The organism is Microbacterium sp. CCNWLW41 (genome assembly GCF_037083505.1).
This window is the reverse complement of sequence record NZ_JBAOJP010000003.1, coordinates 73,611-89,826: the sequence shown is the minus strand read 5'-3', so window position 1 is coordinate 89,826 and position 16,216 is coordinate 73,611. Positions and strand designations below refer to the sequence as shown.

Here is a 16,216-nt window from a genome sequence, read left to right as displayed (position 1 = left end):
GGATCGTCCAGGGTATCGGCGCGAGACCCCCTCTGCCCGCCGGGACCCCCTCCTGCAAGCGCTCCTCCCGGGGGGTGCGGGCGGCCGGAGGGGGTGTCGGTCCCCTCCGCGACGACGAACGCGGCGGCCAGGCCCGCGTCGTGGCTGAGCGTGAGGTGCACCGTGGAGATGCCCCGTTCCCGGACGACCTCGGCGGTGGTGCCGGTGAGCACGAAGTAGGGGCGGCCGGACTCCTCCGAGGCGATCTCGATCTCCGTCCAGTGCACCCCGTCCGATCCGCCCAGGGCCTTGATCAGCGCTTCCTTCGCGGCGTAGCGCGCGGCGAGCGACGCCAGCCGCAGGGACCGCTCGGCCGGAGCGAAGAGCCGCTCGGACAACCGGGGGGTCCGCGTCATCGTCTGCTCGAACCGCGCGATGTCCACGATGTCGATGCCGGTGCCGATGATCACCGGTTCAGCCTACTCGCGCCCGCCCTGCGCTCCCGCGGGCTCCCGTCGCGCCGCCGCCCCGGCCGAGTGGTCAGAAAGTGTGGGCTCGCGCGCCGTGAACCCACAGTTTCTGACCACTCGGCACCGCGCGCCGGTGCGGCGGCACCGCGCGCCGGTGCGGCGCTCGACGGGCCGGGGTCACTCGACCGTGACGGACTTGGCGAGGTTGCGCGGCTGATCCACGTCCAGCCCCTTCGCCGTGGCGAGCGCCATCGCGAAGATCTGCAGCGGCACGACGGCGAGGATCGGCTCGAACAGCGGCTCGGCCAGCGGGATCCGGATCACCTCGTCCGCGAAGGGCAGGACCGCCGCGTCCCCCTCCTCCGCGACGACGATCACCCGGGCGCCGCGCGCGCGGATCTCCTGGATGTTGGAGATCACCTTCGCATGCACGAGCGACGAGTGACGCGGCGAGGGGACGATCACGAACACCGGCTGCCCCGGCTCGATGAGAGCGATCGGGCCGTGCTTGAGCTCGCCCGCGGCGAAGCCCTCCGCGTGGATGTAGGAGATCTCCTTGAGCTTGAGCGCGCCCTCCAACGCGATCGGATAGCCGACGTGACGACCGAGGAACAGCACCGAACGGGTGTCGGCCATCCATCCCGCGAGCTGTGCCACGTGCGCCTGCTCCGACTCCAGGACGCGGGCGAGCTTGCCCGGGAGCGCCTCCAGCTCGGCGACGTCGCGCGCGGCGTCCGACGACACCGTCCCGCGGACGCGCCCCATGTGCAGGCCCAGCAGCTCCAGGGCCGTGATCTGGGCGACGAAGGCCTTGGTCGACGCCACCGCGACCTCGGGCCCCGCGTGCGTGTAGACGACGGCGTCGGACTCCCGAGGGATCGTCGCCCCCTGGGTGTTGCAGATCGACAGGGTCCGCGCGCCGCGCTCCCGCGCGTACTTGACCGCCATCAGGGTGTCCATGGTCTCGCCGGACTGGCTGATCGAGACCACGAGCGTGCGGTCCCCGATCACCGGGTCCCGGTACCGGAACTCGTGCGCGAGCTCGACGTCCACGGGCACGCGCGCCCACTGCTCGATCGCGTACTTGCCGACCATCCCGGCGTACGACGCCGTGCCGCACGCGGTGACGATGACCCGGTCGACGTCGCGCAGCAGGTCGTCCATGCCCTCGAGCTCCGGGATCACGACCTCTCCGTCGCGGACGCGCCCGCGGATCGTGTTCGCGACCGCCTCCGGCTCCTCCGAGACCTCCTTGGCCATGAAGCTGGGCCATCCGCCCTTCTCCGCGGCGGCCGCGTCCCACGACACCTCGAACGGCTCGGCCTCGACGACCGTGCCGTCGAAGTCGGTGACGGTCACCTGGTCGGGCGTGATCGCGACGATCTGGTCCTGCCCGATCGCGAGGGCGCGACGGGTGTGCTCCACGAACGCGGCCACGTCGGAGCCGAGGAAGTTCTCCCCCTCGCCCAGGCCGATCACGAGCGGCGAGTTGCGGCGGGCGCCGACGACGAGGTCCGGCTCGTCCTGATGCACGGCCAGCAGGGTGAAGGCCCCCTCGAGGCGTCCGACGACGGCGCGGAACGCCTCCTGGAGATCGCCCGTGCGGGCGTGCTCGCGTCCGAGAAGGGCCGCGGCGACCTCGGTGTCGGTCTCGCTGCGGAAGGTCACGCCCTCCGCGGCGAGCTCGGCGCGCAGCGCCGCGAAGTTCTCGATGATGCCGTTGTGGATGAGCGCGAGGCGCCCCTCGTCGGCCAGGTGCGGATGCGCGTTGACGTCCGTCGGGCCGCCGTGCGTCGCCCACCGGGTGTGCCCGATCCCGGTGGTCCCGGAGGGGAGCGGATGCGCGCCGAGCTCGTCGCGCAGCACACCGAGCTTCCCGGCCTTCTTCGCGCTGGAGAGCGTCCCGTCCTCCGTGATCACGGCGATCCCGGCCGAGTCGTAGCCGCGGTACTCCAGGCGAGCGAGCCCCGCGAGGAGGATGTCCTGGCTCGGACGCGAGCCGACGTAACCGACGATTCCACACATGCGGTCCAGAGTAAGCGGCGCATTTTGCGCAGGTTCTGAACGAATGCGACGTGCGGATCGGAGCCACGCGCCGGGGCGTTCACCCGATCTGCACATTTCACCCCGATCCGCACACCGAATCGCACAAGACGTGTGCAGATCGGGACCGGGTGTGCAGATCGGGGACCGGGCGGAGACAGGGGACGGACGGAGGCAGGAGCCGGACGGGCACCGGATCGGCCCGGGGTCAGAGCTTGCGGAGCAGGACGCTCTCGACGGAGTGGTCAGCGCCCTTGTTCAGCACGAGCGAGGCGCGATGGCGGGTGGGCTGGACGTTCTCGACGAGGTTCGGCAGGTTGATCTCGTTCCAGTAGCCCATGGCGGTGGTCACCGCCTCGTCGTCCGTGAGGTGCGCGAAGACGTTGAAGAACGAGCTCGGGTTCGCGAAGGCGCCCTTGCGCAGGGCGAGGAAGCGCTCGACGTACCACTGGGCGATGTGATCCGGATCCGCGTCGACGTAGACGGAGAAGTCGAACAGGTCGCTGACGGCCACGTCGTTGGGCGCGGGCGGCGGCTGCAGGACGTTGAGCCCCTCGACGATCACGACGTCGGGGCGGCGGACCACCACGTGCGCGTCGGGCACGATGTCGTAGCGGATGTGCGAGTAGAAGGGCGCGCGGGCCTCCTCGGCGCCGCTCTTCACCTTCGTGAGGAACTCGACCAGCGCCCGGCGATCGTACGACTCCGGGAAGCCCTTGCGGTCCATGAGCCCGCGCCGCTCGAGCTCGGCGTTCGGGTAGAGGAAGCCGTCCGTCGTGACGAGCTCCACCCGCGGCGTGCCGGGCCAGCGGCTCATGAGCTCCCGGAGCAGACGGGCGATGGTGGACTTCCCGACCGCGACGGATCCGGCCACGCCGACGACGAAGGGCGTGGTGTCGTCCTCCTCCTGGAGGAAGGTGCTGGTCGCCGCGCCGAGCTTCTTGGTGGAGGTCGCGTAGAGGCTGAGGAGCCGGCTCAGCGGCAGGTACACCTCGCGGACCTCGGTGAGATCCAGCCGATCGCCGATGCCCCGGATCTCCACGACCTCGGTCTCGGACAGGGGCTGGTCCAGGTCGGCCGCCAGGCGCGCCCAGTCGGCTCGGTCGATCCGGCGGTACGGCGACAGCGGCGCGAGGGTCTCGGGACTCACGTCCCCCATCGTAGCCACGCGCGCCGCCGCTCCCGTCCGGTGGTCGGCGGACGGGGACGGCACCATTCGTCCCCGCCCGCCCGTCTCGATCAGATCCGGCGCATCCGGCCCCAGTGCCACCAGGGGATGGAGAAGCCGATCTGGTCCGCCCAGCCGAAGAAGTGCTTGCTGCGCGGGTAGTACATGCCGTACCAGAACAGGGGCACCCACTCCGTGTCGCGGGCCCAGACCTCCTGGAGCCGGCGGTAGTGCGCGCCGCGCTCCGCGAGCGTCGTGGCCTCGCGCGCGGCCTCGTAGGCCGCATCGACATCGGCGTTGGCGTGGCCGGCCATGTTGTTGCGCCCCGCGCTGGAGTACTTCGTCGCCGTGATCTCCGGATCCGGAGCCATCGAGCCGCCGACGATGATGAGGTCGAACTCCCCGCCCCGCCGGACGATCGAGGCCCAGTCCGGGGAGGACAGGCCGTCGTACGTCACCGCGAACCCGACCGCCTCGAGCTGTCGCGCGACGATCTCGGCGAGCGGCTTGTGCCCGAAGAACATGTCCATGTAGTACAGCCGGATGTCGCCACGGCTGCCGTTCGCGTCCTTCGTCAGCCCGGCCTCGTCGAGGAGGCGCTCGGCAGCCTCGATGTCGTGCGCCGGCGCCTTGGCCTCGGGGTTGAACGCCCACTCGCTGCTGCCGAGGAGGTAGTGGTCCCACGCCTGCGAGACGCCGGGGTCGCCGAGCCGATCGATCTCGCTGCGGTCGACCGCGTGCGCGATCGCGCGACGTGCGCGCTCGTCCTTCCACCGCTCCTGGCGGTGGTTGAAGTCCAGCAGGGCCATGCCCGGCCCTTGGCGGGTCATGATCTCCGCCTCGGAATCCTCCGGGACCAGGTGCAGGCGGTCGCGGGTGAGCGTGTCCTGCGGCACGATGTGCGCCTCGCCGCGCGCGACCATGCGCACGCACTCGTCCCGGTCCGGCACGATCTTCAGGATCAGCCGGTCGATCGCCGGCTGCGGACCCCAGTGGTCGGGGACCGCCTCCATGATCACGTGCTCCCCGGGCGTCCAGTCGACGAGCCGGAACGGCCCGGATCCGACCGGCTTCAGGTTGTGCGGGTTGGTCGACCAGTCGGTGCCCTCGTAGAGGTGCGCGGGCAGGATGTGGGCGAAGATGAAGTTCCCCAGCAGCACCAGGAACCCCGAGTTCGGCCGGGACAGGTGGTAGTCGACGGTGTGCCGGTCGACCTCCTCGATGTGATCGACGTCCTGCAGGAACATCGCGCCGGTGTAGCCCATCTCCTTCGCATGGCTGTGGGTGTAGGCCACGTCGTGGGCCGTCAGGGGCGTCCCGTCCTGCCACCGCGCCGCCTTGTTCAGGTGGAACCGCCAGCGCCGCGCGCCGTCGAGGCACTCCCAGTGCGTCGCGAGGTCCGGGAACGGGTTGATCTCGTACCACTCGTTGAGCACGACGCGGTTGTAGATGTTGTTGCACGCCAGGTATCCGGCGCTGCCGGTGGTGTTGCGGTAGACGTCGTTGAACTCGAGGGCGTCGTGGGGTGTGGCCACGATGAAGTCGACGCTCATCATCCTCCTTCTCGGGGAACCCGCCGCGGCTGCGACGGGAGGTTCATGCCTCGGCCGGGCACGGGGCCGCGGGGCTGTCCGGGGTCGGCCAGACCGGCAGCGGCGCGCGCATGCGTGCCCGCTGGAGAGCCGGGTCCGGGACGGGGACCGCGGCCAGCAGGGCGCGGGTGTACGGGTGTGCGGGAGCCCCGATGACCTGCGCGGCAGGCCCCGCCTCGACCATCTGACCGCCGTGCATGACGCCGATCCGGTGGGCGAGCTCGGCGACCACGGCCATGTCATGCGACACGAAGAGGTACGAGACGCCGCGCTGGCGCTGGAGGTCCCGGAGCAGATCCAGGATCTCCGCCTGCACCGACACGTCCAGGGCCGACACCGGCTCGTCCAGGATGATGAGGTCCGGGTCCACGGCGAGCGCCCGGGCGATCGCGATGCGCTGCCGCTGGCCCCCGGAGAACTCGTGCGGGAACCGGTCGACGGCGTCGGCGGGCAGGCGCACCTGGGCGAGGAGCTCGGCGATCTGGCCCGGCCGGTGCGCGAGCCGCTGGATCCGGCGCGGCTCGCGCAGGATGTCGGCGACCGTCATCCGCGGGTCCAGCGACGTGTACGGGTCCTGGAACACGACCGACACCGCCGCGCGGAACCGCCGCCCGGCGGCGCCGCGCACGCCGGTGACATCGTCCCCGCGGAAGCGGACGCTCCCGGCCGTCGCGCGCTCGAGGCCGAGGATGGTGCGCAGCAACGTGGTCTTCCCGGATCCGGACTCCCCCACGACCGCGAAGGTCTCTCCGGGACGCAGATCCAGAGACACCCCGCAGAGCGCATGGACGACCGCGCCCCGGCGCCGCGGCCGGAAGTGCGTGACGAGCTCGCGCACCTGCAGCAGGGGCTCGGCCGCCGACGCGGCGTCGGCGGCGGGAACGGGAGTGGGACGATCCATGTCAGGCCTCCTCGATCGCGCCGTGCCGGCTGAGATCGGGCGCGAGCGAGAGGAGCTTGCGCGTGTACTCGTGGGCCGGCGCCGTGAAGATGTCCTGCACGTCGCCGCTCTCGACGATCCGTCCCGCCTGCATCACGACGACGCGATCGGCGATGCCCGCGACCAGGGCGAGGTCGTGCGTGATGAACAGCATCGAGGCGCCGGTGCGCTCGCGCGCCGCGGCGAGGGTCTTCATCACCTGTGCCTGCACTGTCACGTCCAGCGCGGTCGTGGGCTCGTCGGCGATGATGAGGTCGGGATCCATCGCCATCGCCATCGCGATGACCACGCGCTGACGCATGCCGCCCGAGAGCTGGTGCGGGTAAGAGGCCAGCACTCGTGCCGGGTCCTTGATGGAGACGCCGGTCAGCAGCGCCGTCGCCCGCTCGTCGAGCGCCGCCCCGGTGATCCCGGACATCCGGAGCTGGTCGGCGAACTGCCGCCCGATCGTGAGGACCGGGTTCAGCGAGGTGGAGGGATCCTGCAGCACCATGGCGATCCGTCTGCCCCGCAGGCGACGCCACTGCTCGAAACGCAGTTCCATGAGGTCGATGCCGTCGAACCGCAGCTCCCCGCTCGCGACCGCCGTCGGCGGGAGGAGTCCGACGAGCGACAGCGCGGTGAGGGTCTTCCCCGAGCCCGACTCCCCGACGAGCGCCGTCACGCTGCCCGGCGCCAGATCCAGGCTGATCCGGTCGACGACGGCGCGTCCGGAGAACTCGACCGAGAAGTCGCGGATCTCGACGAGCCGGCCCGGCTCCGGCGGGGCGGACGCCCGTGGGGTCGCGCCGCGGCGGGTCCGGCGACGGGCGCCCCCCATCGGTCGTGCGTCGAGGGGGTTCACGGGGGCGGACTTCGGGTTCACGGCGTCCCGCAGCCCCTCGCCGATGTAGTTGACCGACAGCACGAGCAGGATGATGAGCAGCCCCGGGAAGTAGAACAGCCACGGCCGCGTCAGCACCGCCGACTGCGCGTCCGCCACGAGGCGGCCGAGCGAGGTGTCCGGAGGCTGGACCCCGAAGCCGAGGAAGGACAGCCCGGTCTCGGCGAGGATCGACGCGCCGAACAGCAGGGTCGCCGCGACGATGATGTGGTCCGCGACGTTCGGGATGAGGTGGCGGAACATGACGCGGAGGGAGCCCGCTCCCATGGTGCGCGCGGCGTCCACGTACGGCAGCGCCCGGAGCCCGAGGACGACTCCCCGGACCAGGCGCGCCATCGACGTCCACATCAGGACGCCGAGCACGAGCGACAGGGCGAACCAGGACACGCCGCCGGCCGGCACCACGGATCCGAGGAAGGCCGCGATCGCGAGGGTCGGCAGGGTCAGGGTGAGATCGACCAGCCGCATGATCGCGGCGTCGACGGCCGCGCCGAGGTAGCCCGCCACGACGCCGAGGACGGTGCCGATGACGGTGGCCACCACGGTCACGCTGAAGGCGATGAGCAGCGACTGCTGCAGCCCGCGGAGCACCTGGGCGAACTGGTCGCGGCCGAGCTGATCGGTGCCCATCGGGTGCTGCAGGCTGGGGCTCGCCGACAGGTCGGGGGTGATCTGGCCCGCCGCGTACGGCCACAGCGGCGGCACGACGATCGCGACGACGACGAGCAGCACGAGCACACCGAGGGCGACGATCCCGGTCCGGTGGCGCAGGAACCGGCGCAGCACGACGCGGAACTGACCGCTGCCGTCCGCCGCGGCCGTCGCGACGAGCTCGGTCTTGGGCGAGAGGTTCGACGGCTCAGTGAGAGACATAGCGCACCCGGGGGTCGAGGACGAGGTAGAGCAGGTCGGCGATCAGGTTGAACAGCACGACGGCGGCCGCGGCGATGAGCAGCCAGGCCATCACCGCGTTCGTGTCCCGCAGCGTGATCGACTCCAGCAGGAAGACGCCCATCCCGCGCCACTGGAACACGGTCTCGGTGATCACGGCGCCGGAGAACAGGGCGGGAAGATCCAGCGCGACGATGGTGACGATGGGCACCAGCGCGGGCCGCACGACGTACGACCAGACCACGGTCCGCCGGGGCAGGCCCTTGAGCACGGCGAAGCGGACGTGGTCGCTGCCGAGGCTCTCCGCCACGGCCGTGCGCTGATAGCGGCTCCACACCGCGTAGTGCACGAGGGTGAGGACGATCGTGGGCAGGACGAGGTGGGCGGCGCTGTCCAGGAACGCGGCCAGCGGGTCGGTGGGCGCGGGGATGGACGTCGCCCCGACCGTCGCGAAGACCTGGTATCCCGTCAGCTCGTTGAACCCGATCCCCCACTGCTTGAGCAGGACGGCCAGCCAGAACGAGGGCAGCGCCAGCAGGACGAACGCCGTCGGGGTGAGCACGACGTCGGGCCAGCGCCGCTGCCGCAGCGCCGAGACCGTGCCGGCGAGCACCGCCAGGACGAGGGCGATGACGACGGCGACGCCGACGAGCTGAAGGCTCACGCCGATCCGGCTGCCCAGTTCCGCGCCGATGTCCCTGGCGGGCTGCACCGAGGGGCCGAAGTCCCCCCGGAGCAGTCCGCCGAGCCACAGGACGTAGCGCTGGGCGATCGGGAGATCCAGGCCGAGACGATGCTCCTCCGCGGAGATCACGCTCTCCGACACGGGCGGCTGGCGATCGCGCAGCTCCGCCAGCGGGTCGCCGGAGACGCCGACGATCACGAAGATGAGCACCGTCGACAGCAGCAGCACCATGAGCGCGCTGCCGAATCGGCGTAGGATCATCCCGACCATCGCGTCAGCCCGCCGCCACGCGGTCCGCGGTCGCGACGGGCCGGATCCGGCCCCAGTGCCACCACGGGACCGTGTACGCCACCTGGTCCGACCACCCGAAGAAGTCCGTGCTGCGGGCGAAGTAGGTGCCGTACCAGAACAGCGGGACGTACTCCACGTCCCGGGCGAGGACGGTCTGGAGCTCCCGGTAGTGCTCCCCGCGCTCGGGGATCGTCAGCGCCTCCCTGGCCCGCTGGAACGCCGCGTCGACCTCCGGGTTGGCGTGCCCGCCGACGTTGTTGTCGCCGCCGGTCGAGTACTTCGTCGACATGATCTCCGGGTCCGGGGTCATGGATCCGCCGATGATGATGAGGTCGAAGTCGCGGTCGCGCGTGATCGTGTTCGCCCAGTCGACGGAGCTCAGCCCCGACCATGTCACGTCGAAGCCGACCCGGTCGAGCTGGTCCGCCACGATCCGCGCGAGCGGACGGTGCCCGTCGAACGTGTCCATGTAGTACAGGCGCAGGTGACCGCGGCGTCCGTCCGCGCCCCGCGTCATCCCGACCTCGTCCAGCAGTTCCTCGGCGCCGGCCAGATCGTGCGCGGGCGCCTTGGCCTCCGCGTTGAACGCCCAGTCCGTGCTGGCGAGCAGGTAGTGGTCCCAGGCCTGCGAGATGCCGGGATCGCCGAGCGCGTCGATCTCCGAGCGGTCGATCGCCTGGGCGATCGCCCGGCGGGCGCGGACGTCCTTCCACCGGTCCTGCGCCTGGTTGAAGTCGAGGAGAGCCTGTCCCGGCCCGCGGTCCAGCATGAGCTCGATGCCGGCGGTGGCGCCCTCCAGCAGCGGCAGCCGGTCCTTCGTGAGCGTGTCCTGCGGGAAGTAGTGCGCCTCGCCGCGGGCGAGCATCCGCACGCACTCGTCGCGATCGGGGACGATCTTGAGAATCAGCCGGTCGATCTCCGGGCGCGGGCCCCAGTGGTCCTTCACCGCCTCCATGACGATCCGGTCGCCGGGGATCCACTCGGCGAAGCGGAAGGGTCCGGATCCGACCGGGTCGAGGTTGTGCGGGTTCGTCGCCCAGTCGGTCCCCTCGTACAGGTGCGCGGGGAGGATGTGGGTCCAGACGAAGTTCCCGAGCATCACGAGGAAGCCCGAGTTCGGGCCCTTCAGGTGGTAGTCCAGGGTGTGGTCGTTCACGATCTCGATCGCTGCGACGTCCTTGAGCATCCGCCCGCCGGTGTAGCCGTTCGCGATGGCGTGGGTGTGGGTGTAGTGGACGTCGTGCGCCGTGAGCGGGGTCCCGTCGTGCCAGCGCGCGGCCTGGTTCAGGTGGAAGCGCCAGCGACGGGCGCCGTCCAGGCACTCCCAGTGCGTCGCGAGGTCGGGGTACGGGTGGATGTCGCTCCACTCGTTGAGCACCAGCCGGCTGTACAGGTTGTTGCACGCGATGTATCCGGCGCTTCCGGTCACGTTGCGGTACACGTCGTTGAATTCGACGGCGTCGTCCGGGGTCACGACGATGAAGTCGGTGGTCAAGGGGTCACCTTTCGTAGGGGTCGAGCACGCAGCGTCCGATGTCGTGCATCGGGAGGACCGCGCGGGCCGGGCTGCGTCGGCCGGCCCGCGCGGAGTGCGTCACTCGGCGATGCCCCACTGCTCGATGTTCATCGTCACGCCGTACTTGCTCGGGTCCACGTGGATGTTGCGGTACTTGTCCGCGTAGGCGGCCATGTTGCTGTAGGCGAAGAGCGGCATCACGACGCCGTCCTCGAGGAGGAGGAGGTCGAGCTCGTTCATCAGCTCCACCTGCTTCTCCTCGTCCAGCTCCGCCGAGGCCCGGGCGAGCAGGTCGTCCACCTCGGGGTTGCTGTACCCGAAGGAGCGGGGCGCACCGGTGCCGTACCACTGCTGGATCGAGAGCGGTCCGAGATCGAGCGCGGTCCCGGTGGCCATGATGTCGAACGAGCCCTCCCGCAGCGCGGGCGAGTAGCGGGCGCCGTCGGCGGGGTCGATGACGATCGTGATCCCGATCTCCTTGAGCTGCTGCTGCGCGATCACGGCGATGTCCATGCGGGTCTGGTCGGCGGCGTAGGTCAGGAAGGTGAGATCGCGCAGCGGCGAGCCGTCGGGAAGCAGGAGCTTTCCCCCCTCGATCGAGTAGCCGGCGTCCTCGAGGATCTTCGTGGCCTTCTCGACGTCCCCGATCCCCATGCCGACCTTCTCCGTGTTGGGACGGTAGGCCTCGATCCCGCCGATCCGCTGCCCGGGGACGTAGACGGCGCTCTGCATGAGCGGGACGTCGGGCGCCGCCTGCCCCGCGGTGCGGGCGTACATGTCGGAGAAGTTCATCGCCGTGTAGATCGCCTTGCGAAGCGCGGGGTCGCTCATCACGTCGCCCGTGGTCTTCATGCCGAGGTGGGCATAGGTCAGCGTCGCACCGATGCTGTACGTGGTGCTCGGCATCGTCTTGACCTGCTCGACCGTGTCGACGGTCGGGTTCATGTAGACCATCTGCACCTCGCCGCTCTGCAGGGCCGTGACCTGCTCGCCCTGGCCCTTGATGTAGCGGATGATGACCTCGTCCAGGTGCGCGGGCTCGCCGTACCACTCCGGGTTCTTGGCCAGGGTGAGGGAGATCCCCTCGGTGTACTCCTTCACGATGTAGGGGCCGCCGGAGAACGCGGGGACGTTCTGGCTGAAGCCCTGGTTGAAGGAGGTCGCGAGGTCTCCGTACCCCTCGGCGATGTGGGCGGGGAGAAGGTAGTTGAACAGCGCGCGCCACTGCGAGAACGGCTCGGAGTAGACCATGGTGACGGTCTTCCCGTCCTCGCTGCCGGTGACGCTCTCGATCGAGTCGTAGCCGTCGGTGAAGGCCGCGAGGCAGTCCGGGCAGCTCTCCGGGTCCTGGACCGCCTGGGTGTACGCGAAGTCGTCGGCCGTGATCGGAACGCCGTCGGACCAGACCGCGTCGTCCTGGATCCGGTACACGACGGTCATCGGGTCCGTCTCGGTGACCTCGGCGGACTCCAGCAGCGCCTCGTTGAGGACGACGGAGGTGTCCGGCTGGCTGAGGAAGGGATGCGGGTACATCGGCCACTGCTGCTGACGCTGGCCCGTGGTGTCCCCCGCGGCGGACAGCGGGTTCCAGTCCTCCATCGGCGACGTCGCGGCGAAGGTGAGGGAGCCTCCGTCGGCGACCGTCTCGACCGGGGCGTCGGTCGCCGTGCCCGTGTCGCCGGACGTCGAGGGAAGCGGTGCGCATCCGGTGAACGCCAGCGACAGGCCGGCGATCGAGGCGGCGACGGTCAGTGCGGCACGGCGGCGCCGGGAGGGGAAGGAGCTCCGGGACCTGGGCATGACATCCTCCTTTGGATTCGGGTCGCGATCGGGAGGGACACGTCGGGTCGGCCCTTGGCAGATCACTTGGTCGGATCCTATGATCGGCCAAAGAGGAACTACAAGACCAATATGTCCCCGGACATAAAGGAGGACGATGGAGGATCCGACACCCCTGGATCTCCTGCGCAGCCGCATGACGCTGCGGACCACGGCGGCGCTCACGCAGACGGTCGCGGACATGATCACCGCGGGCCTCCTGGTGCCGGGCGACCGGCTGCCGACCGTGCGCGAGGTCGCCGAGGACTGCGGGATGAGCAGGTCCGCGGTGGGCGAGGCATGGCGCGAGCTCGGCGCGAGGGGCCTCATCGAGACCCGCCGCCGCGGGGGGACCGTGGTCCTGGGCAAGCCGCCGACGCCACGAGCGCTGCGGTACGAGAGCATGATCCGGAGCACCGTCAGCGGAGTGCGCGACCTCGCGAACATCCGCACCGACGGCCTGACGTACCCCGACCTCTCCCGCGCCATGGCGTGGTCCGTGACCCAGCCGCGGCTCCACGAGCCGTTCGCGGAGCCGATCACCGCCGAGCTGGAGGACGCGGTGCGCCGGACCTGGCCGTTCGAGCCGGAGCGCTTCGTGACCATGCACGGGCTCATGGACGGCGTCGAGCTCGCGCTCTCCCTGCTCGTCAAGCCCGGGGACGCGGTGATCGTCGAGTCCCCCACGCACGGACGGATCCTCGACGTCCTCGAGGCGCTGGGCGCGCGGGCCGTCGCCGTGGAGTACGGCGTCGAGGGGCCGGACCTCGTCGCGCTGCGCCGCGCCCTCGTCAGCAAGCCCGTGGCCTTCGTGTATCAGCCGACCGGCCATATGCCCTCCGGTCGCTCCGTCACGGCGGGGTGGGCGGAGGCCGCCGCCGAGTTCCTGCCCGACACCCTCCCGATCCTCGAGCTCTCGCAGTTGTCGCTGCTGCATCCGGACCACGTGTCACTGGGGAGGTTCCGGCCGCGACAGGTTACGCAGATCCGCTCCTACAACCTCTTCTTCGGCGCCGACATGCGCGTCTCGGTCGTCGGTGGGACCTCGGAGCTCATCGACGCGATGTGGATGCGGCTGACGTACTCCACGCGCTTCGTCAGCCGCCTCGTGCAGGGCGCGCTCGCCTTCCTGCTCACCGACGACGCGTCGCGGCGAGAGCTCGACGCCCTGTGCGACGGCGTGCGCGACCGGTTCCGCCTCCTCGCCGATGCCCTGCGGGCGCGCGGATTCGAGGTCGAGCCCTCCGCGGGCCCGTGCATCTGGCTGCCGGTCCCGGACGACCACTCGGTCTGCACCCGGCTCAGTCAGCAGGGGATCGCCGTGCACCCGGGCCGCTTCTTCCAGGCCGCACCGTTCCCCGAGGAGCGCGTGCACGTGAACAGCGCCGCCGTGGACGGGGACCACGAGGAGGTGGCGGAGCTCATCGCGGCGGCGTGCCGGCCGTTCCCCATCGGGTGAGCGCGCGGCGAGTAGTCTCGTCACGTGCGACTGGGAGTGCTCGACATCGGATCCAACACCGTGCACCTGCTCGCGGCGGACGTCCACCCCGGTGGCCGCCCGCTCGCGACCACGAGCGATCGGTCGATCCTCCGCCTCATGAGGTTCCTGACGCCGTCCGGCGCGATCAGCGAGGAGGGCGTCGTCGCGCTGGAGACCGCCGTCACGCAGGCCCGGCGTGCCGCCGAGGCGGAACGGGTCGATGCGCTGCTGGCGACGGCGACGAGCGCCGTGCGATCGGCGTCCAACGGACCGGAGGTGATCGCCCGGATCGAGGCGGCGTTGGGGCAGCCGCTGCAGGTCCTCGCCGGCGAGACCGAGGCGGAGCTGACCTACCTCGCCGTCCGGCGCTGGTTCGGGTGGTCGGCGGGGAACATCCTGCTCTTCGACATCGGCGGCGGCTCGCTGGAGCTGGCCGCCGGATCCGAGGAGCTGCCCGACCTCGCCGTCTCGGCGCCTCTCGGCGCCGGACGGATGACGATCGGCTTCCTCCCCGACGACCCGCCGGGTGAGGACGCGGTCGAGCATCTGCGCGCGCATGCGTCCGAGGTGATCGCCCCGATCGCGGAGCGCTTCGCGCCCCTCCCCTCGCCGGACCACGCCGTGGGCTCGTCGAAGGCGATCCGCTCCCTGGCCCGGCTCGTCGGCTACCAGGCGGTCGGGTGGTCCGGGTCGGAGCGGCTGCTGCTGCCGCGCACCGCCCTGGGATCCTGGATCCCGCGACTCGCGCGCCTTCCCGCCTCCGCACGGCAGGAGCTTCCCGGGATCACGCCGGACCGGACCTTCCAGATCGTCGCCGCCGCCGTCGTGCTGCACACCGCGATGACCGCCCTCGACGTGGACGAGCTGGAGGTGTCGCCCTGGGCGCTGCGCGAGGGCGTGCTGCTGCGCTACATCGAGCAGCTCGCCTGGAGCCCCGCTCCGGCCCCGCACGCCGCGCGCGCCTGATCCGGCGCCCCGCACGAGCGCGCGAGATCAGGCAGACGCGCGAGGTCAGGCGACATCTGCTGCCATCTGCCTGATCCCGCGCGTCTGCCTGATTCGGCGCTACCCGGTTGCTCCGGGCGAGGCTCGCGCTACAGGGCCAGGCGCGCGCGGACGACGTCCGCGAGACGCTCGGCGAAGGCGTGGGCGGACTCCGCATCCGCGGCCTCCACCATCACGCGCACGAGCTGCTCCGTGCCGGAGGCCCGAAGGAGCACGCGGCCGGACTCGCCGAGCTCGGCCTCGACCTCGCGGACCGCCGCGTTCACGACCTCGTCATCCGTGCGGGTGCGATCCACGTCCTTGACGTTGACGAGCACCTGCGGGTAGACGGTCATGACGGACGCGAGCTCCGCCAGCGTCTTGCGCTGACGAGCCATCTCGGCCACGAGATGCAGGCCCGTGAGGAGCCCGTCGCCCGTGGTGGCGAAGTCGCTGAGGATCACGTGCCCGGACTGCTCGCCGCCGAGCGAGTACCCGCCGGCGTTCATGTCCTCCAGGACGTAGCGGTCGCCCACGCCCGTCGTACGCAGGGTGATACCGTGCTCGCGCATCGCGACGTGCAGACCGAGGTTGCTCATCACGGTCGCGACGAGCGTGTCCTGGGCGAGCTTTCCCCGCTGCTTCATCGCGACGGCCAGGATCGCCATGATCCGGTCGCCGTCGACGACGTTGCCCTCGGAGTCCACGGCGAGGCAGCGGTCGGCGTCGCCGTCGTGCGCGATCCCGACGTCCGCCCCGACGCGCACGACCTCGGCCGCCAGCTTGTCCAGATGCGTGGAGCCGACGCCGTCGTTGATGTTGATGCCATCCGGGTCCGCGCCGATCACGGTCACCTTGGCCCCGGCGTTGCGGAACGCCTCGGGCGAGGCGCCGGAGGCGGCGCCGTGCGCGCAGTCCAGCACGACGTGGATGCCGTCGAGGCGGTGCGGCAGCGACGCCAGCAGGTGCATGACGTACCGGTCCTCCGCGTCCGAGAAGCGCTGGATGCGCCCCACGTCCGCGCCCGTCGGCTGGAGCTTCGGGCCCGCCATCGCGGCCTCGATCCGCTGCTCGACGAGGTCGGGGAGCTTGACCCCTCCGCGGGCGAAGATCTTGATGCCGTTGTCGGGCGCCGGGTTGTGCGACGCCGAGATCATGACCCCGAAGTCCGCGTCCACGTCCGCGATGAGGAACGCCGCCGCCGGCGTGGGCAGGGTGCCGGCGTCCAGCACGTCCACGCCCGAGGAGGCGAGCCCCGCCTCCACGGCGGCGCTGAGGAAGTGTCCCGAGATCCGCGGGTCGCGGGCGACGACGGCGGTGAGCCGCTTGCCGGCGGCCCTGCGGGCCTCGGCGATACGGCCCTGGCCCAGGACGACGGCGGTCGCCTGGGCCAGGGTGAGCGCGAGATCGGCAGTGAGGGGGCCGTTGGCCAGCCCACGCACGCCGTCCGTACCGAACAGTGCCATAGAAGGGACT

11 protein-coding genes and 1 pseudogene are annotated in these 16,216 nt (G+C 71.0%); 2 read left to right on the top strand and 10 right to left on the bottom strand.

The genetic code is table 11. The features are described 5' to 3' along the window. Positions 1-101: 101 nt before the first annotated feature. The 9 genes and pseudogenes from V6R91_RS12095 to V6R91_RS12055 form a co-directional block, all read right to left on the bottom strand. Positions 102-449: pseudogene (locus tag V6R91_RS12095) on the bottom strand (holo-ACP synthase); the annotation flags it as partial. 177 nt (positions 450-626) lie between these two features. Then, complete coding sequence (gene glmS / locus V6R91_RS12090; protein WP_336395579.1) at positions 627-2,474, bottom strand: glutamine--fructose-6-phosphate transaminase (isomerizing); 1,848 nt, start codon at positions 2,472-2,474, stop codon at positions 627-629. 226 nt (positions 2,475-2,700) lie between these two features. Continuing rightward, complete coding sequence (coaA, locus tag V6R91_RS12085) at positions 2,701-3,651, bottom strand: type I pantothenate kinase (protein WP_067242233.1); 951 nt, start codon at positions 3,649-3,651, stop codon at positions 2,701-2,703. 80 nt (positions 3,652-3,731) lie between these two features. Further along, the gene (locus tag V6R91_RS12080; RefSeq protein ID WP_336395578.1) at positions 3,732-5,213 is read right to left on the bottom strand and encodes an ABC transporter substrate-binding protein; all 1,482 of its coding nucleotides are present in this window, start codon (positions 5,211-5,213) and stop codon (positions 3,732-3,734) included. Between the two features lie 43 nt (positions 5,214-5,256). Further along, positions 5,257-6,153: an ATP-binding cassette domain-containing protein gene (locus V6R91_RS12075; RefSeq protein WP_336395577.1), complete on the bottom strand. Its 897-nt coding sequence runs from the start codon at positions 6,151-6,153 to the stop codon at positions 5,257-5,259. 1 nt (position 6,154) lies between these two features. Beyond that, the gene (locus V6R91_RS12070; RefSeq protein ID WP_336395576.1) at positions 6,155-7,948 is read right to left on the bottom strand and encodes a dipeptide/oligopeptide/nickel ABC transporter permease/ATP-binding protein; all 1,794 of its coding nucleotides are present in this window, start codon (positions 7,946-7,948) and stop codon (positions 6,155-6,157) included. Then, positions 7,935-8,912 (bottom strand): ABC transporter permease, encoded by a 978-nt coding sequence (locus tag V6R91_RS12065; RefSeq protein ID WP_336395575.1) that lies wholly within the window; start codon positions 8,910-8,912, stop codon positions 7,935-7,937. The genes V6R91_RS12070 and V6R91_RS12065 overlap by 14 nt, the downstream gene beginning before the upstream one ends. Positions 8,913-8,925: 13 nt before the next feature. Further along, the gene (locus V6R91_RS12060; protein ID WP_336395574.1) at positions 8,926-10,437 is read right to left on the bottom strand and encodes an ABC transporter substrate-binding protein; all 1,512 of its coding nucleotides are present in this window, start codon (positions 10,435-10,437) and stop codon (positions 8,926-8,928) included. A 99-nt stretch (positions 10,438-10,536) separates the two neighbouring features. Next, positions 10,537-12,258 carry an ABC transporter family substrate-binding protein gene (locus V6R91_RS12055; protein WP_336395573.1) on the bottom strand — a complete coding sequence of 574 codons (1,722 nt, stop codon included), beginning with the start codon at positions 12,256-12,258 and terminating at the stop codon, positions 10,537-10,539. Positions 12,259-12,394: 136 nt separating this feature from the next. On the opposite strand from V6R91_RS12055, the gene V6R91_RS12050 reads away from it, so the two are divergent. Further along, positions 12,395-13,735 carry an aminotransferase class I/II-fold pyridoxal phosphate-dependent enzyme gene (locus tag V6R91_RS12050; protein WP_336395572.1) on the top strand — a complete coding sequence of 447 codons (1,341 nt, stop codon included), beginning with the start codon at positions 12,395-12,397 and terminating at the stop codon, positions 13,733-13,735. A gap of 24 nt (positions 13,736-13,759) precedes the next feature. Next, on the top strand, positions 13,760-14,722 hold the full coding sequence (locus V6R91_RS12045; RefSeq protein WP_336395571.1) for a Ppx/GppA phosphatase family protein: 963 nt from the start codon (positions 13,760-13,762) through the stop codon (positions 14,720-14,722). A 128-nt stretch (positions 14,723-14,850) separates the two neighbouring features. Here the strand turns inward: V6R91_RS12045 and glmM are convergent, their stop codons facing one another. Continuing rightward, complete coding sequence (gene glmM, locus V6R91_RS12040) at positions 14,851-16,206, bottom strand: phosphoglucosamine mutase (protein ID WP_271061774.1); 1,356 nt, start codon at positions 16,204-16,206, stop codon at positions 14,851-14,853. Positions 16,207-16,216: the final 10 nt, after the last annotated feature.

Coding starts and splice junctions, on each gene's coding strand:
- V6R91_RS12080 (WP_336395578.1), bottom strand. CDS start 5,213: ATGAGCGTCGACTTCATCGTGGCCACACCCCACGACGCCCTCGAGTTC.
- coaA (WP_067242233.1), bottom strand. CDS start 3,651: ATGGGGGACGTGAGTCCCGAGACCCTCGCGCCGCTGTCGCCGTACCGC.
- V6R91_RS12070 (WP_336395576.1), bottom strand. CDS start 7,948: ATGTCTCTCACTGAGCCGTCGAACCTCTCGCCCAAGACCGAGCTCGTC.
- glmM (WP_271061774.1), bottom strand. CDS start 16,206: ATGGCACTGTTCGGTACGGACGGCGTGCGTGGGCTGGCCAACGGCCCC.
- V6R91_RS12055 (WP_336395573.1), bottom strand. CDS start 12,258: ATGCCCAGGTCCCGGAGCTCCTTCCCCTCCCGGCGCCGCCGTGCCGCA.
- V6R91_RS12050 (WP_336395572.1), top strand. CDS start 12,395: ATGGAGGATCCGACACCCCTGGATCTCCTGCGCAGCCGCATGACGCTG.
- V6R91_RS12075 (WP_336395577.1), bottom strand. CDS start 6,153: ATGGATCGTCCCACTCCCGTTCCCGCCGCCGACGCCGCGTCGGCGGCC.
- glmS (WP_336395579.1), bottom strand. CDS start 2,474: ATGTGTGGAATCGTCGGTTACGTCGGCTCGCGTCCGAGCCAGGACATC.
- V6R91_RS12065 (WP_336395575.1), bottom strand. CDS start 8,912: ATGATCCTACGCCGATTCGGCAGCGCGCTCATGGTGCTGCTGCTGTCG.